The following is a 25,938-nucleotide window of genomic DNA, read 5'->3' on the forward strand; positions in this document are numbered from 1 at the left end:
AATTAAATTAGATTGAAAGTTCAAGAGAAGTATTATGACTGTTAAAGTTCGTTTTGCCCCTAGTCCAACAGGGAAAATCCATGTTGGTAACGTACGTGTAGCCATTATGAATTGGTTGTTCGCACGCAGCCAGGGTGGCATTTTTCAGCTTCGCATTGATGATACGGATGAAGAGCGTAGTACAGCCGAATATGAACAAGGTATTCGTGATGATCTAACATGGTTAGGTCTTGGATGGGATGAAACATTCAAACAGTCAGATCGTTATGATCGCTATAATGAGGCGCTCGACAAACTAAAAGCAGAAGGTCGTCTTTATGCATGTTATGAGACACCGGATGAGCTAGAATTAAAACGCAAGATTAAGCTTGGACAAGGTAAGCCGCCTGTCTATGACCGCGCGGCACTTGAGTTAACGGATGAGCAGATTGCATCTTATGAGGCAGAAGGTCGTCGTCCGCATTGGCGCTTTAAATTGTTGGATGAGCCTGTAACTTGGGAAGATCTAGGTCGCGGGCATACACATTTTGAAGCCGGTCATCTATCTGATCCCGTATTGGTGCGTGAGGATGGACGTTTCCTTTATACCATTTCTTCTGTGGTGGATGATGGGGATCATGATGTGACCCATATCATTCGTGGTGAAGACCATGTTGTAAACACAGCTGTACAGGTACAGTTATTTGAAGCACTTGGCTTTAATGTGCCTGGTTTTGGTCATTATCCATTGATGATGGGGGCTGATGGTAAAGGTTTGTCCAAGCGTCTTGGCAGTTTATCGATTGAAGATATGCGCAAAGATAAAATGTCTGCACAAGCACTTGTTGCTTATCTAGCGCGTTTGGGTACATCAACGGCTCCGACCGGTGAAGATGATATGCAAGCTTTGATTGATACATTTGATGCAGGTGCTTATGGCCGTGCTAGTCCACGTTATGAGCCACATGAGTTAGAAACAATTAATGCGAAATTCCTGCACCAAACAGCGTTCACTGATATCCGTGAGACATTGGCTGAAATTGATAGTCGGGCTGATAGCGAAATCTTCTGGGCTGCTGTTTCAGGTAATCTTGAAAATTTAAACGCTGTGTCTTATTGGGCGGATGTTTGCTTTGGTGAGATTGAGCCTGTTGTGGCTGATGATGATAAAGAATTTTTGGTGAAAGCATCTGATTTGCTCCCTGATGGTGACTATGATGAAACCACATGGAAAACTTGGACGGGTGCTGTAAAAGATGCAACAGATCGAAAAGGTAAAACTCTGTTCTTGCCATTGCGTAAAGCGCTTACAGGCAAAGAAAATGGACCAGAGCTTCGTGATCTATTACCAATTATTGGTAAGGAACGCGCGGCAAGCCGTTTGAAATAGAGTTTAAAATAACTGCAAAAAGCCGGGCTTTCAGGTCCGGCTTTTTTGTCTATAAGAAAAGATGAGTTGGGGATAAAAATGAAAAAGATTTTAGCAGTATTTGGATTGGTATTTTTTGTATCGACATCAATGGCTTCTGAGGTGCCTGTTCAGGGACCATTGCATGAAGCGAGTATAGAAGAATGGTTGCGTGGTAAGAAGTCGGAACGCCTCATTACCGCTATTCATTGGGTGGATTCTTATTTATCTGCTGAAGGTCAGTCTGTCAGTCGTGAAGATCAATTGGCGGTTATGGCATTTGGTGTCGTGCAGTGTCTCGATCAGACATATCTTAGTGATGAAACATTGGAAATCCTACCCAAAATGGCATCACTTGTTTGTGTGAAATCTTTAGTAGGGAAATAAGCCAGATTTAGTTTTGACTTAACTTTCTGAACACCCAATTTGCGAATAGGCCTGCGAGCACAGCGATGATGATCGCGGCTAGACCATGAAGGGCAGGATGGCGATGAGCAAAACGGAAAACTTGTGCACCAAAGCCTAATTTGTTGATGAATAAGGGCGTGTTTTGTGCTGCGATAACGGTACCTTCTTTTAATAATAAGGTTTCGACACGATAGGTTCCAGTTGGAACATTGGCTGGAAAATGAACTTTTGTTCTAAATAAATGACGTCCGCGCATTTCTACAAGTGCCGGGCGTTTTGTATATAAGCCCATTTTGGTTTTATTGCGCACCAATGCTTCTTTGAAAGGCGCTGCTGTTTGGCGATCAATATCTTCTTTGGAATCAAAACGTACATTATAAGCACCGATTTGGTGACGGCGTCCCACGGCGGACGAAACACGGCTCATAGCTTCGGGGCTAGCCGCTACGCTATAAAAAGAAGGGACATGTTCAAAGGTAATGGAATCTTTATTGGCCCAAATGCCGCTGATCTGTTCTTTTTTTCGTACGACGATTTCTTCCGTTGGGCCATGAACGATAACAATTACATCGCCCACATCAGAGACGGAGCCAAATAACAAAAGATCTGTGCCTGTGAAGCCTGTAGTGATGGCAACAACATGATCAGATAGATCAGCTACCAAAGTTTCAGCTTTGGCTGCTAGATTTGGAAATATAAATATACTCGCAAGAAGAATGAAACGGGACACCACTTTCATCTTAATGGCCCCCGATCATGCCGATGCTATAGATATCTTCAGGTGTTAAGATAAGATCAAGTCCGATCTTTATACAGACGGCAAGTACCATTGCTGCTAGAAGGCCACGTAATTGTTCACCATTCATCTTCGCGCCAACACGGGTACCGATTTGGGCACCAATAACCCCGCCAACTAATAAGAGAACGGCAAGAACCACATCAACGGTTTGGTTCATATAAGATTGTAGGAAGGTTGCATTGGCGGTCACGAAGATGATTTGAAATAAAGAAGTGCCGACAACGACAACGGTTGGCATGCCAAGTAGATAGATCATCGCAGGCACCATGACAAAGCCACCACCGACCCCCATAATGGCGGATAATACACCAACGAAAGCGCCAATCATAAACGGGACGATTGCGCTGATATAAAGACCACTTTTCTTAAACCGCACCTTCAAAGGAAGGCCATGCATCCATGTGTGCTTGTTTTTCTTACGTCTTGCGATCGCCGTTGTACCACCTTTACGGCGGCTTTTAAACATAGTGCGAATGCTTTCAAGCATCATCAAACTACCGATAATACCAAGAAAGACGACATAAGATAATTTAATCACAAGGTCGATCTGGCCAAGAGTTTGTAGCCAAGCAAATAAAACAACACCACCGGATGAGCCAACGACACCGCCTATTAACAGGACCGTTCCCATCTTAAAGTCAACATTCCCACGTCGCCAATGTGCCAGAACACCAGATACTGAAGAGGCGACAATTTGATTGGCCTCCGTTGCAACCGCAACAGGTGAGGGGATGCCCATAAATATAAGGAGAGGGGTCATCAGGAAGCCTCCGCCAACACCAAAGATGCCAGAGAGCATGCCAACACCAATACCCATTCCAAGAATGACGAAGATGTTGACTGACATCTCGGCAATGGGAAGGTAAATATACATGCGTCGTAACTTTTTCTTTGTTGGTGTTCTTTTATAGACTTATATAAATTCAATCCTGATGGATGAATTTAAAATATATATCATGATTTGGTTAAAGGTGTAGAAAAACTTTACATTTTTGATTATTTAATGGCGACTTGTAATGTGATTAGGGAAGAAAGTAGATAAACATGTCCGAAGAAATTATGGATCTTACTGGTATGCGTTGTCCTATTCCGGTCTTAAAAGCGCGAAAGCGTATGAAGACGATGGAGGTTGGAGCGAAGGCAGTGATACATGCAACTGACCCCGGTGCGGAAAGGGATTTCCCTGCATTTTGTGAAAGCCAAGGACATAAATTATTATCTAGTCGTTGGGAAGGCGATGTGCTTATTCTGGAGATCGAAAAGGGATAAGAAAATAAAAAAGGCCTGATGAAACTTCAGGCCTTTATACGTTAACGGATAAGTTAGCTATTTAAGTATCGTGATACATGCCGCGTTTGAAGACTTCCGTAACAGATACAGCCAGATGATCTTCAACGACAACAACTTCACCACGTGCAATTGGACGTCCTGCCACGCGCAGTTCCACAGTATCACCAACATTACGATCAAGTTCAATAACCGCACCACGACCAATTTTTAGAAGATTACTAACCTTCATTTCCGCCGTGCCAAGAACAGCTGTGATATCGATACCAATTTTTTCGACGGCACTTACAAGTTCAATGCCATCTAGCGGACTGCCACCACCCATATCAACTGGACCGTCCCCGCCACCGGAACCACCACCAGCTCCACCGCCGCCGCCACGTTCAGCTTGTTCTGCCTGAATGGCTGCCATCATGTCGTCTTCATCGAATTCCATATCATCGCCACCGCCTGCTGCAGCTTCGGCTTGTTCGGCTTCGATGGCCGCCATCATGTCATTTTCGTCAAAATCTTCTTCATCGCCCATCATGGTCGGGATACTCCGCAAATTCATACCGCAATAAGATTGATATGAAAAAACAATAATAACACAAAACTATAGGATGATTCTGCTAAATAAGTACAGATAGAAGTTTTTGAGAAACAAGACAGAAAAAAGGCTCGCTGAAAACAACGAGCCTTTGATTCATTTTGCCTAACTAGGCGATTCTTTAGCGCAAGTAATTATGCTGCCAAGGAAGAATCGTTCCAAGAGCTTGTTTGTTTGCAGTTGGAGCAAACACGCTCACCAGGCCAAGAGCTTTTAAAATCATTACGACACATAAGGCATTTACGAGTTTTTGACTCATACTTACGGTCAGATTGTGGTTTTTTATTCTTTTCAGAATCGCTCATTTTTCGTTCCTTTTCCTATCCAATAAATGCGCAGCTAGCTTTGAATTTTTTACCGCCGGAAAACGCGGTCAAAAATGCCGTTCCGGTACAGGGGAGGACCAGACGGAAAAGCCAAAAGGCGAACGGTATTAATTATTTTCAATCAGCGTTAATGGGCGCAACACATGAAAAATTAAAGGCGCAAAATCCTTGGCGCAGAATAATTGCGCGAGAGAATTTTAATGTCAGGCTATAAAAGTCTGTTCGATATCATGTGTAAAATGCGCGGTATCCCGCTGTGTTGCAGGCTGCAGAGCCTGTCGACAGAGACGTTTATATGTCAGGTAGATTTTGAAATATTGCAAAAAAGCGACGTCGATTTGATCTTTAGCGTCAATATATCGCAATGCACAATGAAATTTTAGCCATTATGCGAATAAGAAACATAAATTTTCAGAAGGAGTATTATGGGGGAGCGGTTCAGTCAAGTGAAAGATATATGACATCTTCCTCGGAAAAGAATCTTTCTTCGCAGTTATGTTCCTCCCCTCCTCGGTCCACAACAAGAAAGTCGCTTTCACCTTCCAGTGCAAGAACTGGGTGATGCCACATATTTTTATGGTAATTAATTCCCTGTGTCGCTTTCGCGGAAAAAACGCGTAAATCTTCAGGCTTTAGTTCATCACCAAAAGGCGCCACTAGAACCAAGTAAGGTTTACCTGAAAGGGGGATGAATGCCTGACTGCCATATGGATGTCTTTCCATCATCTTTACTTGTAGGGGGTAAGATAGAGGTTGTGCACGAAAGATATTAATTAAAGTGCGGGCATTTGTCCCATCCGTTTCAACTTTGGCTAGGTCATGATAGCGTTCCGTGCTACCATTATTGATTGTAAAATGCTGCACATCATTGCTGACTTCAATAACATCACCATAAGGTGCAAAGGATTCTGCAGTTAATGGTTCAATGGTTAACTTGATTTCAGTCATAATATGCAGCTTTCTTACTCTTTAGGTCTTGGTTTATTCGGTTGGTTTACCACGTAGGCGTAAGCGGGAGATCCCACCATCCGGGAAAATGTTTAAACGGATATGTGTGATGGGCCCAAGGTCGTTGAGTTTATCTTTTGCAAATGTAAAGATTTGATCCATATCCAATTCTGTTTCTGGCAATAGCTCATCCCAGAAAATTGCTTGGCTTGGTAGAGTGTCATCGGTGCCGAAACTTACATTGGCGGCGTGAATGGAACATTTATAGGCATAGTTCCCTTTGAAATGGGCTGTGTCGATTTCTATCTCTTCGATCTCTCCTTTATGACCTAAGGCAATAATGCACCAGTCAAAGCCGGGAACTCGACGACGCGCTGTTTCCCAGCCATCTCCCATATTCACACCACGACCCGGTGCTAATAGGTTGTCTGGGACACCAAAATGCGCATCACTCCATGCGATCGCGCGGCCGCCATTCACTGTTGCGGCTAAGTCAACGAGCTCAGACTTATCACGCTTGGACCAGTCAATAGACGGCATGCCGTAAATGCGAAGACGTGCTAGTCCGCCATCTGGATAGATGTTTAAACGTAAATGGGTCCATGCCACATCACTGTTTACTTCAACAAAATGATGGCTGTCGCCTTCAAGGTCCTTGGTTTTAACAAGAGAAACCCATTCAATGTCATCTGCAGGAACTTCATCATTTGAAATGCAGGCTTCAATAGAGGCTGCCGGGGCAAAGTTGCCTGTAAAATGACTGGTATCAAGATTGAAGCCCTTGATGATGGAGGAGAAGCCAAGTTTAACAATGCTGTAGTCATATCCAGCAAAGCGTTTGCGACGACTTTCCCATCCATCCATCCATTTACCGTTATCATCATATTTATCTGTGATGAAAACGGCGGGTTCTGGTTTTAACATGCGCTCAACAGGAGCGAACCAGTCATCTGTGGTGAAAACGGCTTTCGTACCAAGGCGAGGATGTCCTAGATCGATGTAGCGGATTGCAAATTCAGGTATATTTTCTGGTGTTTTACTTGGAATGATTTCCATTGTCAGTATTCCTATTTCTTACAACTGATTAAGGCGAATAGTTGCAATTTTGTTGATTTGGATGAGGGCAGTTTGAAATTCCTCTTCCTCGGTATTCTTTAGGCGTGTTTCAAAAGCATCTAAAATAATGTGACGGTTCAGCCCAGTTACGGCGATAATAAACGGGAAGCCAAATTTTTCCTTATAAGCCGTATTATAGGTTTGGAATTTTTCCATTTCTTCCGGGCTGCATTCATCAAGGCCAGCACCTGCTTGTTCTTTTGTCGAAGATTCTGTGAGTTCGCCACGAACTGCGGCGCGACCTGCTAAGTCTGGATGGGCAATGATAAGTTTTAACTGTAATTCTTTGTCAGCCGCCAACATAATCTCAGACATCAAATCGGCCATGACCTCGATTTTATTATGGTCTTTGGTAATGCCCTTATCATAGCTGCGTTCCGCAACCCATGGGGAGTGTTCGTAGATATCGGCAAAAGCAGAAACGAATTCGTCTTTATTCAAATCACTAGGGATTAAAGTTTTAAAACTGTCGGACATTATGATGTCTTTCTTATTTATATTCAGATGGATAGTGGTGTTTATGCCAATGATTAGCAATGTCCATACGACGACAAAACCAAACATCCTCTTTGCTACGCACATATTCCACAAAACGTTTTAACGCCTGGAAACGGCCCGGCCGGCCGGCCAATCTGCAATGTAGGCCAATTGACATCATACGAGGCGTTTCATCACCTTCTTCATAAAGTGTATCAAAGGCGTCTCTTAGATAGGAAAAATATTGATCACCTGAATTGAAGCCGCCAGGGCTTGAAAACTTCATGTCGTTGTTATCTAGGGTGTAAGGTACAACCAAATGCGGCTTGCCATCAGGGCGTTCTGTCCACCAGGGTAAGTCATCGTTATAGTCGTCCGCATCATAGAGAAAGCCACCTTCTTCCATAATAATACGACGGGTGTTAGGGCCTGTGCGTCCTGTATACCAACCCATTGGGCGTTCGCCTGTCATGCGTTTGATGATGTCGATCGCTTCATACATATGTTCGCGCTCAATCTCTTCTGGCACATATTGATAATCAATCCAGCGATGACCGTGGCTGCAAATCTCATGTCCTGCCTCAAGAAAAGCTTCGCAGGCTTGGGGGTGACGCTCTAAAGCCATGGCGACGGCAAAAATGGTAAGAGGGATATCGTTTTGCTTGAAAAGATTTAAAATGCGCCATACCCCAACACGACTGCCATATTCATATATGGATTCCATGCTCATATGACGCGTTGCCTCACGCATATCTGCGCCGACAATCTCAGAAAGAAAAGATTCTGATGCTTTGTCACCATGCAGGATGCAGTTTTCACCACCTTCTTCATAATTCAAGACAAATTGTACGGCAATTTTAGCGCCGCCAGGCCAATTGGCTTTCGGCGGAGTGGGGCCATATCCGATTAAATCACGGGGGTAATCTGGATTGAGTTTAATATCTACCATCTTATGTCTCTTAAGTTTGATGAGCATCAGTGCGATTTATAGCGACTGAAGAAAAGATTTGTTTCAGGTTATTAGTTTCTGAATCTGCATCACTGAGATTTAATTTATCCTCAATGGCTTGTAGGTGATCCTCCATTAAGGCAACAGCCTTATCAGAATTCCCTTCTGCCAATGCCGTAATCAGGTCTTTATGATCATTATGTGTGCAAGTATGTGCGCTATTATTTTCATAATGAGCAACGATTAAAGAGGAGCGCGTTACCAATTCTTTAAGATATTCTTGCAAGGTTTCATTGCCAGCAATTTCGGCTAGCTTTAAATGAAAGGCGCCGGAAAGTTGAATGCCCTCGCTTTTATTGTTGTCTGCGTAGGCTTCATGTTCTTTTTGAACTAGTTTTGTTAGGATGCCGATATCTGCCTTGCTAATTGTTTCGCATGCCCGACGTACGACGCCGCGCTCGATCCAGCGACGCGCATCAAATGTATCTTTGGCTTCTTTGATGGAGGGAATAGAGACAACGGCACCACGATTGGGACGTATCGCAACAATCTTTTCATGGGAAAGGCGTAACAGAACTTTTCTGATCACGGTGCGGGAAACGCCAAAAACTTCCCCTAAAGCATCTTCCGATAATTTAGTGCCGGGCGCCAAACGTTGTTCAAGAATGGCGTCAAAGACCTCTTGGTATATCCAGTTATCTTGATTTCTTTTACCTTTTTCTGCAATTTTCACTGCATCAATCCCTATTAAGAATCATCTATATTAGTATGCTTGTTTTATGACTGAATACTATTGCACAATAAAATTGTATACAATTTATAATCTGAAATAGATATATACTATCTCTATAAACTCGCAAAATACTTATTCTTTTAATATTATTTGAAACAGTTATACGGTATTCATTTGAAAATAATGTGAGCTGATTGTTTACAAAAAAAACATAATTTGTGTACAGTGTCAGCCTCATAGAGCAAAAATATCCTACGCATAGAGATTTATGCTACTATGAGATTTGTTGAGATTAGGAGTGGATTTAATGGGTCGTTTGACTACGCATGTATTGGATACAGCTTTAGGATGTCCGGGAGAAGGTATCAAGATTGAGCTTTTCAAGATTGATGGTAATACCCGTGAGAAGTTATGCGAAACTGTGACCAATAGCGATGGTCGATGCGATGGACCTATTTTAGAAGGCGATGCATTTGCGATTGGGGCTTATGAATTGATTTTTCATGCTGGCGCGTATTTAGATGCAAAGGGTGTGAATACACCTGAACCGAAATTTCTTGATGTCATTCCTATTCGTTTTGGTATTGCTGCGGCAGGAGAGCATTATCATGTACCGTTATTGTTGTCGCCATATAGTTATTCCACTTATCGCGGTAGCTAAGAAACTCTGAGCTAAAGTCTGTCGAGGGCAATGTGATGGCTAAAAAGCCAAAAGACCGTGAAACATTGGAACAATTGTTAGCTTCATGCTCTGATACTTTGTTCCCAGCAGAACTTGGGCAGGCGTCCGTGAGTATTGATAGTAGAGATGTAGATGGAGATACGCCTCTTCATGTTATGGTTTGGCGTGAAAATATATACGGTGTGTCAATGCTTATCGAAGCCGGCGCAGATGTTAATGCGGTTGGTGATATGTCTGAGACGCCGCTTCATGTGGCCGTTAAGTTAGGGAATCTGGCTATTATTGATACTTTACTGAAGGTTGGTGCAAATACATCAATGATTTCAGAATTTGGAGAAACTCCAATGGGGCTAGCAGCAAAAGCCGGCGGAGAAGTATTAAAATGCGTTTCCAAATAACGTTATAAGTTATTTGGATAAAATTTAATAAATTGAGTAGTTCCCCGTTTCAATGAGGGAGCGTAAATTATAATCAGGGTAGCGATAGGATTATCGTTGGATTTTGGGAGCAAGAATTTGACACCGCTTCAATTTGTTTTTCGTGGTGAGTTACGGGAAATTGCAGATATTGACCCGACATATTCTGTCTTGCGTTGGTTGCGTGAGGAGGAAGGTGCTGTTGGCACCAAAGAAGGTTGTGCAGAAGGCGATTGTGGTGCCTGTACAGTTGTGCTTGCTGAATTGCTACCAGATGGATCCCTTGACTATAAAGCCTTGAATGCATGCATCCAGTTTATGCCAATGTTACACGGTAAATGGTTGTTGACTGTCGAGGATTTACAAGCCTTACAAGCAGATGGTTCCTTGCATCCTGTACAACAGGCAATGGTAGACACATCGGCCTCACAATGCGGGTTTTGCACACCTGGTATCGTAATGTCCCTGTTTGCGCTTTATCGTAATGAAGATCGACCAAATGTTAATCGTGTAAATGACTGTCTGGCAGGTAATTTATGTCGTTGCACGGGATATGGACCGATTATAGATGCTGCCCAAAAGATGTATGATGGCTCAGAAAGAGAAGGTTTTACGCCTGCGGAAGCAAATGCAATCTCATTGTTAAAACTTATTCCTTTTGATCAAGGTATGTCTGTATCTGACGGAGAACGTCATTTCTTTGCGCCTGCTTCTTCAGATGAACTTGCAGGACTATATGAAAAATATCCAAATGCAACCTTGGTGGCAGGAGCAACAGATGTTGGTTTATGGGTGACAAAGATGCAGCGTGTCTTAGAGCCTGTGATTTACTTAGGGCGCGTGCGTGATTTGCGTGAGATTAAAGATGATGGTGCAAATCTGATCATCGGTGCTGGCACGACTTATACCGAAGCGCATCAAGTGATTGCCGAACAATACCCAGATTTTGGTGAATTAATCCGTCGCATTGGATCAACTCAGGTTCGAAATGCGGGTACGATTGGTGGTAATGTGGCAAATGGTTCTCCGATTGGGGATACGCCACCTGCACTTATAGCTGCCGACGCAAAAGTCTTGTTACAAAAAGGTTCTGATATTCGTGAATTGCCGTTGGAGGATTTTTTCATTGAATATGGTAAGCAAGATCGATTTGAGAGTGAGTTTGTAAAAGCAATCAAATTACCGAAGCGCGCTTCAGATGTAATTTTCCGTTCTTACAAAATCTCTAAACGATTTGATCAAGATATCTCCGCTGCTTGTGGTGCTTTTGCACTAAAGCTGGGCGATGGAATAGTGAAAGACATCCGCATTTGTTTTGGTGGGATGGCAGGCACACCTGCAAGATCGAAAAAGGCAGAAACAGCCTTGATCGGTCAAAATTGGTCTGAAGAAAATGTCGAAAAAGCCATGCAGATGATGGAAGGGGATTATACCCCGATGACAGATATGCGTGCGACAGCTGATTACCGCATGATGGTGGCCAAAAACCTGTTGATGAAATTCTATCTGGAGACCACGGATAGCCATATTGAAACACGCGTGGTTGGTGAGAAGGAGTTAGCGCATGTCTAAGTTAATTCCTGATGTTACTAAAGATAAAATTGCTGGTGGCGTACATCAAAACAAATTGCATGATAGTGGTCATAAACATGTGAATGGTCAGGCTGTCTATGTAGATGATATTCCTGAACCGCATGGCATGTTGCATATCTATATGGGGATGAGCACGGTCGCCCATGCAAATATTAAATCCATGGATTTATCAGAAGTGCGCGCCTCCGAAGGTGTCGCCTGTGTTCTGACAGTCGAAGATATCCCGGGTATTAATGATTATAGTCCTGTTAAAGGTGATGATCCGATTTTTGCGGAAGGAAAAGTTGAGTTTATTGGTCAGCCAATCTTTGCCGTCGCTGCGGATACGATTGATCTTGCCCGTGCTGCAGCCAAGAAAGCTGTGATTGAATATGAAGAATTACCCGCTATTCTCACAATTGCAGATGCGATGGAAAAAGGGTCCTATGTTTCTGATCCACATGTGATGGCACGTGGTGATGCAGATGGAACGATTGCAACAGCCAAACATGTGATTAAGAATTCTGTTGAGCTTGGCGGACAAGAACAATTCTACCTTGAAGGCATGATCGCCATGTCTATCCCAGGCGAAGATGATGAGGTTAAGGTATATTCTTCGACCCAACATCCATCCGAAGTACAGCATAATGTGGCAAAAGCTCTGGCCGTGCCGGACCATGCCGTAACGATTGAGACACGCCGTCTAGGTGGCGGCTTCGGCGGTAAAGAATCTCAACCAGCGTTAATGGCATCCGTATCTGCTTTAGTGGCAAAAGCAACGGGACGTGCGGCCAAAATGCGTCTTGATCGTGATGATGATATGGTTATGACGGGGAAACGTCATGACTTCCATTTCGAATATGAAGTGGGCTTCGATGATGATGGTGTGATTGAAGGCGTTAGCATGTTGCATGCATGTCGTGCTGGATATTCCAGTGACTTGACGGATGCTATTGCCGATCGTGCTATGTTCCATTGTGATAATGTATATTGGCTTCCAAATATCAAAGTGGAATCCTATCGCTGTAAAACCAATACAGTATCAAATACAGCTTTCCGTGGCTTTGGTGGACCGCAAGGGGTTTTCTTAATCGAACGTATTATCGATGAAATCGCGGCGAAGTTAGATAAGGACCCATTGGAAGTTCGACAAAAGAATTTCTATGGCGTGGATGATAACAATGTCACACCATATCATATGACGGTGGAAGATAACGTTATTCACGAGATTTTTGAGGAATTGGAAGAAAGCTCCGACTATCAAAAACGCCGTGCTGAAATTCGTGAATTTAACAAACATAGCAAAGTCTTGAAAAAAGGTATTGCCATGACTCCTGTTAAATTCGGTATCTCTTTTACCACCACCTTCCTTAATCAAGCTGGTGCTTTGGTACATATCTATACAGATGGTAGTGTAAAGCTAAACCATGGTGGCATTGAAATGGGCCAAGGCCTATTCACCAAGGTGGCACAAGTTGTCGCCGAAGAATTCCAGATTGATATTGAGCGTGTCAAAATCACTGCGACAGATACAAGTAAAGTACCAAATACATCGGCAACAGCTGCATCCAGTGGGTCTGATATGAATGGGATGGCTGCTCAGGCCGCAGCGCGTACGATTAAACAACGTTTAACGGATTTTGCTGCAACGCAATTTCAGGCATCTGTCGAAGATGTCGAATGGTTACCAAATCGCGTACGCGTGGGATCAGAAGAGATAGCCTTCACTGATTTGGTTAAGCAAGCTTATCTCAATCGAATTTCCTTAAGTTCGACAGGCTATTATGCCACACCGAAAATTCACTATGATCGTGAGAATTGTAAAGGTCGTCCTTTCTTTTATTTCTCTTACGGGGCCGCGGTTACCGAAGTGCTTATTGATACGTTAACAGGTGAAAATAAAATTACCCGTGTGGATATTTTACATGATGTTGGTAAATCCTTGAACCCGACCATCGATCTTGGTCAGGTGGAAGGTGCTTATGTACAGGGGGCAGGTTGGCTGACAACAGAAGAATTATGGTGGGATCAAGCCGGGCGTTTACGTACGCATGCACCAAGTACATACAAGATTCCTGCTTGCAGTGATCGTGCAGATGATATGCGTATATCTCTTTGGGAAAAGGGAAAAAATGCGGAAGAAACCATTTATAGATCCAAAGCGGTTGGGGAGCCGCCATTGGTACTGGGGATTTCTGCATTCCATGCGATTTCAGATGCAATTGCCAGTGTAACTGACTATGAAGTCTATCCTGAACTGGATGCACCAGCGACGGCCGAACGCGTATTGATGGCGGTTGATCGCACAAGGAAAGCCGCGAAGTCGTAAATTTTAAAGCCAACATGATAGGGGAGTAATCGTGAAACACTGGCTTAACGAATTAAGAGAAGAATTACAGCAGCATGACAAAGTTGTGCTGGTGACTGTTGCTCTTATTCGTGGTTCTACTCCGCGTGAAGCTGGTGCGCATATGATTGTATCTGATCATGGCTTCAAAGGTACTATTGGCGGTGGCAACCTAGAATTTAAAGCTATTGATCAAGCGCGTGATCTTTTAAGTGATGGTGATAACGCAACCCTCTATCAAGACTATCCGCTTGGCCCTGCACTTGGGCAATGTTGTGGTGGTGTGGCTTCCCTGCTTTTTGAAACTGTTAAAGCGACTGATCCTTGGGTGCAGCAAGCATCTGAAGGTATGGTGACTGTTTCATCCTTGTCTGGTGAACAGACAAGACAAGTTTATAATTCCGCTTTAGAAAATGTCGAAAATTTGTTGCCAGCGAAAGTTAGGGTTGTAGCAGGGAATATATCAGAACCAACTGAATTAATGGAAGAGGAAGGGTATTTTCTGGAAAGAGTGGAAGATTCCCGAATCCCCCTTTATTTATATGGCGCTGGTCATGTGGCCCATGCACTTGTTTCCATGTTGGTGAATTTACCCTTTAAAGTCACTTGGATAGATAATCGTTCCAATATTTTTGGGACTGACTGTCCTAGTGATGTAGATACTAAGGTTGTGGAAAATCAAGAAGATATGGCATATGCTGCACCGAATGGCGCGTTTCATTTAGTGATGACGCATGATCATGGGATTGATTTGGAAATTACGCATGCGGTTTTAGCTGAAAACCGTTTTGGATATATAGGTGTTATCGGATCTGATACAAAACGGGCTCGGTTTGAGCGACGATTGAATGCACGTGGGATTGATCGTGTTGTTCTTGAGAAATTGAACAGCCCGATTGGTATTCCGGAAATTACCGGGAAACAGCCTGGTGAAGTTGCATTATCAGTCGCGGCGGAAATGACCATCTTGTATCAGCAGATTGCAGAAGAAATGAACGAAACCATAAACGAGGCGGATGGAACTGTTTCCAGAATGCCAAAACAGGGAGAATAAAGGATGAGCAGTGCAGCAACTGAAACTGCGCGTCTCAAACTAACAGGGGTGACCAAACAATATCCAGGTTGTTTGGCCAATGATGATGTCAGTTTGACGATTATGCCCGGCGAAATCCATGCGCTATTAGGGGAGAATGGTGCAGGAAAGTCGACCTTAGTAAAGTTTATTTACGGGGTCGTAAAAGCCGATAAAGGAATGATGGAATGGAATGGTCAACAAGTTGATGTAGCGGATCCGAATGCAGCTCGCCAATTAGGTATTGGCATGGTCTTCCAGCATTTCTCCCTATTTGATTCTTTAACGGTGGCTGAAAATATCGCCCTTGGTATTTCCAAGGAATTGGCTGGTCCGGGACTTGAAGAGCGTATTGAGAAAATTTCTGAAGATTATGGCTTACCTCTAGATCCTCATCGTCATGTACATAGCCTTTCGGTAGGTGAACGCCAACGTATTGAGATCGTACGTTGTTTGTTGCAAGAACCAAAGCTGTTGATTATGGATGAACCGACTTCGGTTCTGACACCTCAAGAAGCTGAACGTTTGTTTGTTACCTTGCGACGCTTATCGGCAGAAGGTGTCTCCATTCTTTATATTTCTCATAAATTAGATGAAATTAAAGCGCTTTGTCATGCTGCAACCATTATGCGCGGTGGACGCGTGACGGGTGAATGTATTCCTGCTGAAGAGACAGCAAAATCTATGGCTGAAATGATGATCGGGACCAATTTAAAGGCACCGGAACGCCATGATGATGTAACGCTAGGTGATGTGCGTTTAAAGATTTCCGGTCTGAATGTACCAACGGATGATCAGTTCGGTGTGTCATTGGAAGATATCAGTTTTGAGGTCCGCGCAGGTGAAATTCTTGGCGTTGCAGGTATTGCTGGTAATGGCCAAACAGAATTAATGGATGCATTATCTGGTGAGGCTTTGGCCTCTAATAATGAGAGTATCTGGATTGAAGGTGAAGCTGTTGGCTTAACAGGGCCGGGTGGCCGTCGTCAGTTAGGTGTTGGTTTTGTGCCAGAAGAACGTCTTGGTCATGGGGCTGTACCGGATATGACCCTATGGGAAAACGCTTTCCTAAGCGGTATGAAACGGATGAACTTGATGAGTAATGGATTTATGAAAATCAAGGAAACAGTGGATTATGCTGAAAGCGTGATTAAGCAATTTACCGTTAAAACACCAGATAGCAGTCATGCGGCAAATAGCTTGTCTGGCGGTAACTTACAGAAATTCATCATGGGTCGTGAAATTATGCAAAGCCCAACTGTGATGATCGCTTTGCAACCAACATGGGGTGTGGATGCAGGCGCGGCGGCATTTATTCACCAAGAATTAATTAATCTAGCGAATAACGGGGCTGCTGTTTTGGTAATTTCACAAGATTTGGACGAACTTTTTGCTATTTCTACACGTATCGCCGTGATCGCAGAAGGGCGTATGTCTGCGGCGAAAAATGTAAGTGATTTAACAGTAGAACAAATTGGTTTGATGATGGGGGGCACACATGATTTGCCCGATGATCCACATGCGCAGCCACATGTTGAAGGAGGCGCAAGCCATGTTTCTTAAACTTGAATCGCGTGGTGAAGCCAATCGCAATATGGTCTATCTAACCCCGGTTTTGGCGGTTGTTTTGACCTTAATCACAGGCTTTTTCCTGTTTTTGGCAATGGGGCATGATCCATTTGAAGCCTTATATACATTCTTCATTTATCCCATTAGCAATAGCTACGGTATTTCCGAACTATTGGTGAAAGCGACTCCTATTATTCTATGTGCTATTGGCCTTTCCATGGGTTTTCGTGCAAATGTTTGGAATATTGGTGCGGAAGGTCAGTTAACCTTGGGAGCCATTTTTGGTGGTACCGTCGCCCTAATGTTTTATGAACAAGAAGGTTGGTATATCATTCCATTAATGATGGTTGCCGGTGTTGTTGGTGGGGCGCTTTGGGGGGCTATTCCCGCATTTTTGAAGACACGTTTTAATGCTAATGAAATTCTTGTTAGCTTGATGTTAACATATGTGGCCTTCCAATTGCTGAGTTATTTGGTGCATGGTCCCTTACGTGATCCTGACGGATATAATTTTCCTGAAAGTCGCTTGTTTTCTGATAGTGCTATTGTTCCTATCCTATGGGAAGGCACACGTTTCCATGTAGGTGGACTATTTGCTTTACTCGCCGTTGTTGCTGGCTGGTTGATGATTTCACGTCACCTTATCGGTTTCCAGATTCGTGTGATTGGTATGGCACCAATGGCTGCAAGTTATGCGGGTTTCAGTGAAAAGAAACTCATCTGGTTCACATTATTACTTTCTGGTGGCTTAGCAGGTCTTGCTGGAATGTTCGAAGTTTCTGGTCCCGTTGGACAGTTAGTGCCGTCCATTTCGCCGGGCTATGGTTTTACAGCTATTATCGTGGCCTTCTTGGGGCGTTTGCACCCGGTTGGCATTATGATGGCAGGATTGCTGGTTGCTTTAACCTATCTTGGTGGCGAAAGTGGACAAATTACACTTGGATTACCAGAGGCTGTTACCGGGGTGTTCCAAGGTATGTTGCTTTTCTATCTTTTAGCATCTGACGTTCTCATCAAATATCGCGTTGTGCCGAATTTTGGCACTGCAAAATCTTAAGGGTAGGGAGTTACGATTATGGATTTATTTGTAGCGATTATGGTGAATGTTGCAGCAGCATCCACCCCTTTGGTTTTTGCAGCAATGGGTGAATTAGTTGTTGAAAAATCTGGGGTATTAAACCTTGGCGTTGAAGGCATGATGTTGATGGGGGCGATCGCAGGGTTCGCTGCTGGATATGCCTCTGGTAGCATGTTGATCGGTATTATTGTTGCTGGTATTGCTGGTGGTCTCTTAGCATTGCTATTTGGTTTTTTAACTCAACATCTTTTAGCAAATCAGGTGGCAACAGGTTTGGCTTTAACGATCTTTGGAATTGGTATTTCAGCCATGGTTGGTCATTCTTTCGTTGGCATTTCTTTAGACCCTATTGCTAAAGGTATCCCGCTTTTGGAAGATATTCCTGTGATTGGGAAATTGTTCTTTGGGCATGATATTCTTGTCTATGCGTCTTTTGTTATGACGGCCCTTGTATTCTATTTCCTGTATAAAACCCGTGCAGGTCTGATTTTACGTGCGGTGGGTACAAACCATGATGCAGCGCACTCAATCGGCTATTCTGTGGTTAAGATTCGTTACATGGCGATTGTTTTTGGCGGCGCAATGGCAGGTATTGGTGGCGCGTATCTATCTATGGCCGTAAACCCGATGTGGGTTGAAGAAATGACTGCAGGCCGCGGCTGGATTGCCTTGGCGCTGGTTGTCTTTGCTACATGGCGTCCAGGTCGTGTACTCGTAGGGGCTTATTTGTTTGGTGGAATTTCTATTCTACAGTTGAACTTACAGGCCATGGGTGTAACTATTGCACCGCAACTTTTAGCAATGCTTCCATATTTGGTAACGATTGCTGTATTGGTGATAATTTCAAGAGACAGCGGGCTGATGAAAAAGCATGCCCCGGCTTGTTTAGGGAAGATTTTCCATGCGTCTTCTTAGGAAGGCGTATTGGAGTTTGATGGTCAAAATATCTTGCCCATAGATATTTTGTGATAGAGTGAAGTAAGAAATTATTTCAGGGATATAAGGGAGAATATGATGTTCAAATCCGTATTGAAAAAAGCAGCTGGTGCGGTTGCTGTTGCAGCGGGCCTTGCTGCGATGTCTGCACAAGCTGCAGATGTTAAAGTTGGTTTCGTTTACATTGGCCCTCCGGGTGACCATGGCTGGACATATCAGCATGACCAAGGTCGTTTGGCTGTGGAAAAAGAATTAGGTGTTGAAACAACATTTGTTGAAAACGTACCAGAAGGTCCAGATGCAGAACGTGTGATCAACCAATTGGCTGCAACAGGTCACAATTTGATTTTCACGACTTCTTTTGGTTACATGAACCCGACTTTGAAAGCGGCGAAGCGTCATAAGAATGTTAAGTTTGAACATGCTACAGGCTATAAACAAGCAGCGAATGTTGCGACATATTCCGGTCGTTTCTATGAAGGCCGTTATGTGGTTGGTCACATCGCCGGTAAGATGACAAAATCCAACGTATTGGGTTACATTGCATCTTTCCCTATTCCTGAAGTTATTCGTGGTATTAACGCAACAATCCGTGGTGCACGTGCTGTAAACCCGGATGCAACAATCAAAGTTGTTTGGGTATCTTCTTGGTTTGATCCAGGTAAGGAATCTGATGCAGCTAAAACGTTGATTGACCAAGGTGCAGACGTGATCTTACAACATACAGACTCCCCAGCACCTGTACAGGTTGCAGAAGAGCGTGGCGTATGGGCCGTTGGTCAAGCATCTGATATGCATAAGTTCGGTGAAAAAGCGCACCTAACAGCAATCATCGATGACTGGGCACCATATTACATTGAGCGTACAAAAGCTGTGATGGATGGCACATGGTCCGGTGGTGGCGACACATGGGGTGGCTTTAAGACAGGCATGGTTAAAATGTCTGATTATAACAAAGCAATTCCAGCTGATGTTGTTGAGCTAGCTGAGAGCATCCGTAAAGGTATCATTGATGGTTCAGTTCATCCATTTGCGGGTCCTCTTGTTAAACAAGATGGCGCAGTGGCTGTACCTGCCGGTGAAACACCAGATGATGGTTTCCTCGCTGGTATGAACTTCTATGTTGAAGGTGTTGATGGCGAGATGCCTCAATAAGGCGGCCTGATACTTCAACTGAGTTGATTTGAAGATGGGCCGATCCAATATAAGGATTGGCCCGTTTTCTTAATATTTAGATTTTAAGAATATCCGTTTTGGAGAATTCCTTCATATCATCGGTGCGATTTTATGCAGAAATCCTTTGAAACACTTGTTTGAAAAGGAATTTGTGACATGCAAACAGCTTCACAGAAAACGGTGCTGCGCGGCAGCTATATAACATTTACAGGCAATCCTTTTGTTGAGGATACCGCTTCTTGTTTTCGTCATGAAAGTGATGGTGCTATCATCCTGAGTGATGGCAAAATTGAAGCCGCAGGAAATGCTGATATAGTCTTGGCGAATTTATCTGAAGAATACGACCTTCATGATTATCGAGGCACAGATAAGTTAATTATGCCGGGGTTTATTGATACCCATGTTCATTACCCGCAAACCCAAGTGATTGGTGCTTATGGGGCACAGCTTTTAGATTGGTTGAATAAGTATACATTCCCTGCTGAAGGTGCGTTTGTTGATAAGAAACATGCTGATAAAGTTGCGGAAGTTTTTCTATCTGAACTAACAAAGGCTGGCACCACAACAGCTGCCATTTATTGTACGGTTCACCCTCAATCAGTGGATGCTTTCTTTGAAGCATCTGAAGAATTAGGGACGCGTATGATTGCGGGTAAAGTTTGCATGGATCGTCATGCGCCTGACTTCCTGACTGATACACCTCAATCTGCTTATGATGATAGTAAGGCGTTAATCGAAAAATGGCATGATAAAGGTCGCAACCTTTATGCAATCACACCTCGTTTCGCACCAACGTCAACCCATGAACAATTAGAAGCATTAGGTGCATTACGGAGCGAATTCCAAGATGTGTATGTTCAGTCGCATCTGTCAGAAAATATGAAAGAGATTGAATGGGTGAAATCTCTTTTCCCGGAACGTGACGGATATCTGGATATCTATGATCATTATAATCTGACAGGCGCGAAATCTATTTACGGTCACTGTATCCATATGGAAGATAGAGAATGGGCCAGCATGAAAGAGCGCGGCACGATTGCTGCCTTCTGCCCGACATCTAATCTCTATATCGGCAGTGGCCTATTTGATTTGGAACGTGCCACATTAGGGAAAGAAGCTGTGCCAACTACAATTGCATCAGATGTAGGTGGAGGGACATCCTTATCCATGCTGCAAACCATGCAGGAAGGCTATAAAATCGCCCAGATGAAGCATTTCTCGTTAAGTGCTATAAGAGCATATTATCTTGCCACAAGAGGTGGTGCAGAGGCACTTGGGCTGAGTGATCAGATTGGTTCTATTGAAACTGGTTTGGAAGCTGATCTAATTGTTATGGATTTGAAATCTACCCCGTTGATTGATTTCCGGATGGAGAATGTGGATAGCATCGAAGATGCGCTCTTTGTACAAATGATTATGGGAGATGACCGTGCGATTCAGGCAACATATGCCAATGGTAAAAAGATTTATCAAAAGGGATAAATTTCGGTAAGCTTGAAACAAGAATAAGAACGATAAGGATTGGGATATGCAACATTCAAAAGCAAGTGAGTTATTCGCAAAGCTTCCAAAAGCAGAATTACATCTTCATATTGAAGGTAGCTTTGAACCTGAATTAATGTTTGAAATAGCACAGCGAAATCAAATCGAACTACCCTATAAATCTGTAGATGAAATTCGGGCAGCTTATGAATTTAATAATCTGCAAGATTTTCTTGATATCTATTATGCGGGTATGTCTGTTCTACAACATACTCAGGATTATTATGATTTAACCATGGCTTATCTCGAAAAATCCCATGCAGATAATGTGAAACATGTTGAGATATTCTTTGACCCACAAGGCCATACAGAGCGTGGTGTTCCCTTTGAAACGGTGATAACAGGTATTCATTCTGCGCTGGAAGATGGGCAAGCAAAGTTTGGTATTAGCTTTAAATTAATTATGAGTTATCTGCGTCATCTGTCTGAAGAAGACGCTTTCAAGACATGGGAAGAGGCGCAGCACCATCTTGCTTTAATTGATGGGATTGGCCTTGATTCCTCCGAAGTTGGGCATCCACCTTCCAAGTTTAAAAATGTTTTCGCGGAAGCTAAAGCGAAAGGGTTGAAACTTGTTGCCCATGCGGGCGAAGAAGGACCACCTGAATATGTTTATGAAGCATTGGATATTCTAGAGATTGATCGTGTTGATCATGGTAACCGGTCTTTGGAAGATACTGATTTGGTACAACGCTTGGTTCATGAACAAAAAACATTGACTGTTTGCCCGTTATCCAACCTGAAATTATGCGTGGTTTCCGACATGAAGGATCATCCATTACGAAAGATGTTAGAGATGGGATTAGCCGCCACAATTAACTCCGATGATCCATCTTATTTTGGTGGATATATGAATGCGAATTTTAATGCAGTTGATAAAGCATTGGACTTAACTGTGGAGGAAGCTGTTTTGTTGGCCCGTAATAGTGTGACCGGTAGCTTTGCTGAATTGGATCGTCAAAAAGAATTACTTCAGGAGATCGAAGCTATTTCTGGTCCCTATTTGCATCAGGTATAGGAAGAGATCATGGATGTTGAACAAATTTGGTATGAGTATAAATCTCATTTAACATCCTTTTTACGTTCAAAAGTGGCTAACCCAGATGATGTCGAGGATTTGTTACAAGATATCCTATTAAAAACGCATGCAAATATTGGAACTATAAAATCTGAAGATAGTTTGAAACCTTGGTTATTCCAGATTGCGAATAACGCTATCATTGATTTCTATCGCAAAAACGGACGTGGTGCTGAACTTATTTCTGATGACCTGTGGTATGGGGATGAAAAAGAAGAAACCGTTCAGCAAGAACTGGCTCAATGTATAGAACCTTTTATCAATGCGCTTGATATGAATGAAGCGAAATTGATGAAAGAGGTGGAGTTAGAAGGTGCATCTCAAAAGGAATATGCAGCAAATCATGATATTGCCTATTCCACCCTGAAGTCCCGTGTGCAAAAAGGACGAAAGGATTTAAAACAATTATTTGTTGATTGCTGCAATTTTTCAAAAGATCATCAGGGAAATATAGCAGATTACTTACCGAAAAAAGATAATTGTAAGAAATGTTAGGCCGTCTTCGTCTTTTTGAAAACTCATCCGTCTTATAGGTGAGTTTAACAATTAGATGAGATGGAAAAATGAAAATCATCAGCTTTAAAATTTGTCCTTTCGTTCAACGTGTAACCGCACGCCTAGAAGCCCAAAATATACCTTATGAGATTGAATTTATTAGTTTAAGCGATAAACCTGACTGGTTTATGGAAATCTCTCCCAATGGGCAGGTGCCTGTATTGGTGACAGATAATGGGACTGCATTATTTGAATCGGATGCTATTGTTGAATATCTAGATGATATTCTGGATCCTTTGGAGGCAGATATTACGCCGGAACAACGTGCTTTGGATCGTGCATGGAATTATCAGGGATCTAAACAATACCTGACTCAGTGTAGCACCATGCGTAGCCCAGATAAGGAAACACTGGTTGAGCGGACAATCAATTTAGGTAAAGCGTTTAGTAAGGCAGAAAAGGAAATATCTGAAGGGCCTTTTTTCAAAGGTGACCAACTAAGTAATATTGATGTGGCTTGGTTACCTTTGTTACATCGTGCTGATATAATCCGAAACCACACGGGGTATGATTTGTTAGAAGGAAATCCCAAAGTGCAAGCTTGGCAAGAAAGGTTGATGAAAACAGGTCTTGCAGAGAAATCTGTACCCGAAGATTTTGAGAAGTTGTTTACGGAATTTTACTTGTCAGAAAAAACATATTTAGGTGGTCGTCGTGTTCCTGTGGAAGAAAATACTGAATGTGGCGCTTCCAATGGCGGATGTTGTTAGAGCATTATAAGTAAAAAGGCCTCAAGGTTTAGTCATCTTGAGGCCTTTTTTAACTTGCTTGAGTTGCCAATTTCTTTTTGTTTTTATTGTCATACATTTTTGCATCTACAATGGTTAGGATATGATCTAGCGAGATGTCATGATCAATTGAAAATAATTGATATCCTGCAGATACGCCCATATTTGAAAATTCAGTTTTATGAGCTAATTTTTCTTTAAATAGCGTTTCAATTCTTTGGCAGTAGGTGACTAAGTGTTCTTCACTTCCATTCGGGAAAAGGATGACAAATTCATCACCACCAACACGGGCGACTACATCTGATGCTCGGGTGGTTTCTTTCATCAAGGCAGCCAAGGTTTGAAGGCCTTCATCGCCAAATTCATGGCCGTGATGATCATTGACGAGTTTCAAATTGTCGATGTCCAAATAAACGAAGCCAAGCTCTTCTTTTTTACGAAGAGCTTCTTTCATAATCTGTTCACCAAGTGTGAAAAGGCCACGACGATTATGGGTTTGTGTTAGCGTATCAGTTACGGAGAGTTGTTTGGCTTGTTCGTAATTATAGATCAAAGCCAGTTCATTGTTAATCAACTCGCTGAATTGTCGTAACACTTGCCTTAAGGTTGTCTGGTAATTGGATGTTTTCGTATCGATGGCACAAATAGTGCCAAAATGACGACCATCCGGCCAATTAATCGGATATCCTAAATAGGATCGAACCGGCCCGTCTGTCACGGGAGGGGCATCGCACCAATCGGGATCTTCCGGTGTATTTGGAACATAAAGATCATGTTCTGTTTCAATAATTCTACGACAAAAACTTTTCAGTTTCCACGGCCAGTTATCGCCACTTTTAAGAAAATTCCCGGGATTTATACTTGCAACGACGGCCGTAAAAGTTTCGTTGTGAAAATGGACGATGGTCCCACATTCACAATCATATAACTCTGCAATTAGATTGACGAGCTGTTGCCACTTATCGATATCTACTTCTGGGTGGGGCTGCGCAGCAAAATCAAAATCTGTATCAAACGCCATCCAAGTCCTCATCAATTTTATTATAATTTTATATTTTCTAATTATAACAAATTTGACGCAGAGAGGTAGCAAAAAACATATATGAAACTAGACTTATTCCCACGGAACCGGATGGCTTATCCGTTCTACTAGAAAATCAATAAACACACGCAGCTTAGGCGGGACGTGCTTGCCTTGTGGATATAGTGCTGCGACCACATTATCCTGAGGTACATATTCTTCTAGGAAGGCTATAAGTTCGCCGGACTTGATATGTTCGCCGACTTCCCATTGTGACTTCATAACAATGCCACAACCAGATAAAGCCCAATCCAATAATACATCACTATTGTTGGTATCTAAATCGCCTTTAACAGCTAGAAAATGTGAAACACCATCTTCGACCAAGCGCCATTTAAATTGACGAGACCCCGGGAAACGCAGCAATAAACAGTTATGGTCTAGCAAGTCTTGTGGGATTTTGGGGGTGCCATGTTTTTCTAAATATTCAGGGCTTGCACATATATAGCGATGATCTTTCGCCAATTTTCGCGCCATCAAACTGGAATCTTCCATTCGTCCGACACGTATTGCCAAGTCAAATCCGTCTTCGACCAAATTAACCAAGCTTTCTGTGAGGTGAAGGCGGGGCTCAACTTCGGGATAAGCTTTCACAAAATCGGGAATGAGAGGTGCCAGATAACGGCGCCCAAATGATACTGGGGCTGTGATTTTCAATAGACCACTAGGGTTTTCACGTGATTCAGTAAGTGCTTGCTCTGCTTTTTCAACTTCTTCCAAGATGCGTAGACAGTGACCGTAATAAATCTCACCTTCTTCAGTCGTATGTACTTTGCGTGTCGTTCGATTTAACAGCCTTACCCCTAAACGTGCTTCTAGGCGTTGTAATCGATGGCTTACAACCGCAGGGGACATACGTAATTCTCGACCCGCTGCAGAAAGGCTGCCTTGGTCAACCACACGAACATAAACTACAAGGTCAGAAATATCAGTCATCGGCAATTGTCTAATTTATTTTGAAAGAGAATAAAGAGTTTAAAGTATTTTTTGTTTAAACATTTTTTGGCATACTATGTCCAGTATTAAGGGGAGTAGTAACGCATCTTATTTTTAAGTTTGCGCAAATTGCTATGTCTCCACAAAAATA

Annotated in this window: 27 protein-coding genes; 16 read left to right on the forward strand and 11 right to left on the reverse strand. The window is 42.9% G+C overall.

What is annotated here, in order from left to right; translation table 11 throughout:
• Positions 1–31 precede the first annotated feature (31 nt).
• Both gltX and ACOQOA_RS01920 read left to right on the forward strand, forming a co-directional pair.
• The gene (gene gltX, locus ACOQOA_RS01915) at positions 32–1,369 is read left to right on the forward strand and encodes a glutamate--tRNA ligase (protein WP_420547109.1); all 1,338 of its coding nucleotides are present in this window, start codon (positions 32–34) and stop codon (positions 1,367–1,369) included.
• 78 nt (positions 1,370–1,447) lie between these two features.
• The gene (locus tag ACOQOA_RS01920) at positions 1,448–1,774 is read left to right on the forward strand and encodes a hypothetical protein (protein ID WP_420546977.1); all 327 of its coding nucleotides are present in this window, start codon (positions 1,448–1,450) and stop codon (positions 1,772–1,774) included.
• A 7-nt stretch (positions 1,775–1,781) separates the two neighbouring features.
• Here the strand turns inward: ACOQOA_RS01920 and ACOQOA_RS01925 are convergent, their stop codons facing one another.
• Positions 1,782–2,534 (reverse strand): TIGR02186 family protein, encoded by a 753-nt coding sequence (locus tag ACOQOA_RS01925; protein WP_420546978.1) that lies wholly within the window; start codon positions 2,532–2,534, stop codon positions 1,782–1,784.
• Position 2,535: 1 nt separating this feature from the next.
• Complete coding sequence (locus tag ACOQOA_RS01930; RefSeq protein WP_155154022.1) at positions 2,536–3,468, reverse strand: sulfite exporter TauE/SafE family protein; 933 nt, start codon at positions 3,466–3,468, stop codon at positions 2,536–2,538.
• Between the two features lie 170 nt (positions 3,469–3,638).
• Between ACOQOA_RS01930 and ACOQOA_RS01935 the strand changes: the two genes are divergently transcribed.
• A complete protein-coding gene (locus ACOQOA_RS01935; RefSeq protein ID WP_420546979.1) occupies positions 3,639–3,863 on the forward strand; it encodes a sulfurtransferase TusA family protein in 225 nt (74 codons plus the stop codon).
• Positions 3,864–3,924: 61 nt separating this feature from the next.
• Here ACOQOA_RS01935 and ACOQOA_RS01940 read toward each other — a convergent pair whose 3' ends face one another.
• From ACOQOA_RS01940 to ACOQOA_RS01970, 7 genes are all read right to left on the reverse strand, one after another.
• Positions 3,925–4,410: a FliM/FliN family flagellar motor switch protein gene (locus ACOQOA_RS01940; protein WP_420546980.1), complete on the reverse strand. Its 486-nt coding sequence runs from the start codon at positions 4,408–4,410 to the stop codon at positions 3,925–3,927.
• A 194-nt stretch (positions 4,411–4,604) separates the two neighbouring features.
• The gene (locus ACOQOA_RS01945) at positions 4,605–4,775 is read right to left on the reverse strand and encodes a hypothetical protein (protein WP_155153112.1); all 171 of its coding nucleotides are present in this window, start codon (positions 4,773–4,775) and stop codon (positions 4,605–4,607) included.
• Between the two features lie 459 nt (positions 4,776–5,234).
• Positions 5,235–5,744 carry an ureidoglycolate lyase gene (locus tag ACOQOA_RS01950; protein WP_420546981.1) on the reverse strand — a complete coding sequence of 170 codons (510 nt, stop codon included), beginning with the start codon at positions 5,742–5,744 and terminating at the stop codon, positions 5,235–5,237.
• A 33-nt stretch (positions 5,745–5,777) separates the two neighbouring features.
• Positions 5,778–6,800, reverse strand: a complete 1,023-nt coding sequence (gene alc / locus ACOQOA_RS01955) for an allantoicase (protein WP_420546982.1) — start codon at positions 6,798–6,800, stop codon at positions 5,778–5,780.
• A gap of 18 nt (positions 6,801–6,818) precedes the next feature.
• Positions 6,819–7,337, reverse strand: coding sequence for a 2-oxo-4-hydroxy-4-carboxy-5-ureidoimidazoline decarboxylase (gene uraD / locus ACOQOA_RS01960; RefSeq protein ID WP_420546983.1), 519 nt, complete (start codon positions 7,335–7,337; stop codon positions 6,819–6,821).
• Positions 7,338–7,350: 13 nt separating this feature from the next.
• Positions 7,351–8,286 (reverse strand): allantoinase PuuE, encoded by a 936-nt coding sequence (puuE, locus tag ACOQOA_RS01965; RefSeq protein WP_420546984.1) that lies wholly within the window; start codon positions 8,284–8,286, stop codon positions 7,351–7,353.
• A 10-nt stretch (positions 8,287–8,296) separates the two neighbouring features.
• A complete protein-coding gene (locus ACOQOA_RS01970) occupies positions 8,297–9,019 on the reverse strand; it encodes a GntR family transcriptional regulator (protein ID WP_420546985.1) in 723 nt (240 codons plus the stop codon).
• Positions 9,020–9,326: 307 nt separating this feature from the next.
• On the opposite strand from ACOQOA_RS01970, the gene uraH reads away from it, so the two are divergent.
• From uraH to ACOQOA_RS02035, 13 genes are all read left to right on the forward strand, one after another.
• Positions 9,327–9,680 (forward strand): hydroxyisourate hydrolase, encoded by a 354-nt coding sequence (gene uraH / locus ACOQOA_RS01975; RefSeq protein WP_420546986.1) that lies wholly within the window; start codon positions 9,327–9,329, stop codon positions 9,678–9,680.
• A 35-nt stretch (positions 9,681–9,715) separates the two neighbouring features.
• The gene (locus ACOQOA_RS01980; protein WP_420546987.1) at positions 9,716–10,099 is read left to right on the forward strand and encodes an ankyrin repeat domain-containing protein; all 384 of its coding nucleotides are present in this window, start codon (positions 9,716–9,718) and stop codon (positions 10,097–10,099) included.
• Between the two features lie 117 nt (positions 10,100–10,216).
• Positions 10,217–11,689 carry a xanthine dehydrogenase small subunit gene (gene xdhA, locus ACOQOA_RS01985; RefSeq protein WP_420546988.1) on the forward strand — a complete coding sequence of 491 codons (1,473 nt, stop codon included), beginning with the start codon at positions 10,217–10,219 and terminating at the stop codon, positions 11,687–11,689.
• A complete protein-coding gene (xdhB, locus tag ACOQOA_RS01990) occupies positions 11,682–14,018 on the forward strand; it encodes a xanthine dehydrogenase molybdopterin binding subunit (protein ID WP_420546989.1) in 2,337 nt (778 codons plus the stop codon). Before xdhA ends, xdhB begins: the two co-directional genes overlap by 8 nt.
• 31 nt (positions 14,019–14,049) lie before the next feature.
• Positions 14,050–15,090 (forward strand): xanthine dehydrogenase accessory protein XdhC, encoded by a 1,041-nt coding sequence (gene xdhC, locus ACOQOA_RS01995; RefSeq protein ID WP_420546990.1) that lies wholly within the window; start codon positions 14,050–14,052, stop codon positions 15,088–15,090.
• A 3-nt stretch (positions 15,091–15,093) separates the two neighbouring features.
• Positions 15,094–16,671 carry an ABC transporter ATP-binding protein gene (locus ACOQOA_RS02000; protein ID WP_420546991.1) on the forward strand — a complete coding sequence of 526 codons (1,578 nt, stop codon included), beginning with the start codon at positions 15,094–15,096 and terminating at the stop codon, positions 16,669–16,671.
• Positions 16,661–17,734 carry an ABC transporter permease gene (locus ACOQOA_RS02005; RefSeq protein ID WP_420546992.1) on the forward strand — a complete coding sequence of 358 codons (1,074 nt, stop codon included), beginning with the start codon at positions 16,661–16,663 and terminating at the stop codon, positions 17,732–17,734. Before ACOQOA_RS02000 ends, ACOQOA_RS02005 begins: the two co-directional genes overlap by 11 nt.
• Positions 17,735–17,752: 18 nt before the next feature.
• Complete coding sequence (locus ACOQOA_RS02010; protein WP_420546993.1) at positions 17,753–18,670, forward strand: ABC transporter permease; 918 nt, start codon at positions 17,753–17,755, stop codon at positions 18,668–18,670.
• A 99-nt stretch (positions 18,671–18,769) separates the two neighbouring features.
• Positions 18,770–19,846 (forward strand): BMP family ABC transporter substrate-binding protein, encoded by a 1,077-nt coding sequence (locus ACOQOA_RS02015; protein ID WP_420547110.1) that lies wholly within the window; start codon positions 18,770–18,772, stop codon positions 19,844–19,846.
• A 177-nt stretch (positions 19,847–20,023) separates the two neighbouring features.
• Positions 20,024–21,349: a guanine deaminase gene (guaD, locus tag ACOQOA_RS02020; protein WP_420546994.1), complete on the forward strand. Its 1,326-nt coding sequence runs from the start codon at positions 20,024–20,026 to the stop codon at positions 21,347–21,349.
• Positions 21,350–21,395: 46 nt separating this feature from the next.
• Complete coding sequence (locus ACOQOA_RS02025) at positions 21,396–22,427, forward strand: adenosine deaminase (protein WP_420546995.1); 1,032 nt, start codon at positions 21,396–21,398, stop codon at positions 22,425–22,427.
• A 9-nt stretch (positions 22,428–22,436) separates the two neighbouring features.
• Complete coding sequence (gene sigZ, locus ACOQOA_RS02030; protein ID WP_420546996.1) at positions 22,437–22,982, forward strand: RNA polymerase sigma factor SigZ; 546 nt, start codon at positions 22,437–22,439, stop codon at positions 22,980–22,982.
• A 68-nt stretch (positions 22,983–23,050) separates the two neighbouring features.
• Positions 23,051–23,752: a glutathione S-transferase family protein gene (locus ACOQOA_RS02035; RefSeq protein WP_420546997.1), complete on the forward strand. Its 702-nt coding sequence runs from the start codon at positions 23,051–23,053 to the stop codon at positions 23,750–23,752.
• A gap of 49 nt (positions 23,753–23,801) precedes the next feature.
• On the opposite strand, the gene ACOQOA_RS02040 is transcribed toward ACOQOA_RS02035, so the two are convergent.
• The gene (locus tag ACOQOA_RS02040; RefSeq protein ID WP_420546998.1) at positions 23,802–24,791 is read right to left on the reverse strand and encodes a sensor domain-containing diguanylate cyclase; all 990 of its coding nucleotides are present in this window, start codon (positions 24,789–24,791) and stop codon (positions 23,802–23,804) included.
• Positions 24,792–24,884: 93 nt separating this feature from the next.
• Positions 24,885–25,787 carry a LysR family transcriptional regulator gene (locus tag ACOQOA_RS02045; RefSeq protein WP_420546999.1) on the reverse strand — a complete coding sequence of 301 codons (903 nt, stop codon included), beginning with the start codon at positions 25,785–25,787 and terminating at the stop codon, positions 24,885–24,887.
• Positions 25,788–25,938 lie beyond the last annotated feature (151 nt).

Source organism: Curvivirga sp. (assembly GCF_965219885.1).
In the GTDB taxonomy this organism is placed as follows: Bacteria; Pseudomonadota; Alphaproteobacteria; order UBA8366; family Aestuariispiraceae; genus Curvivirga.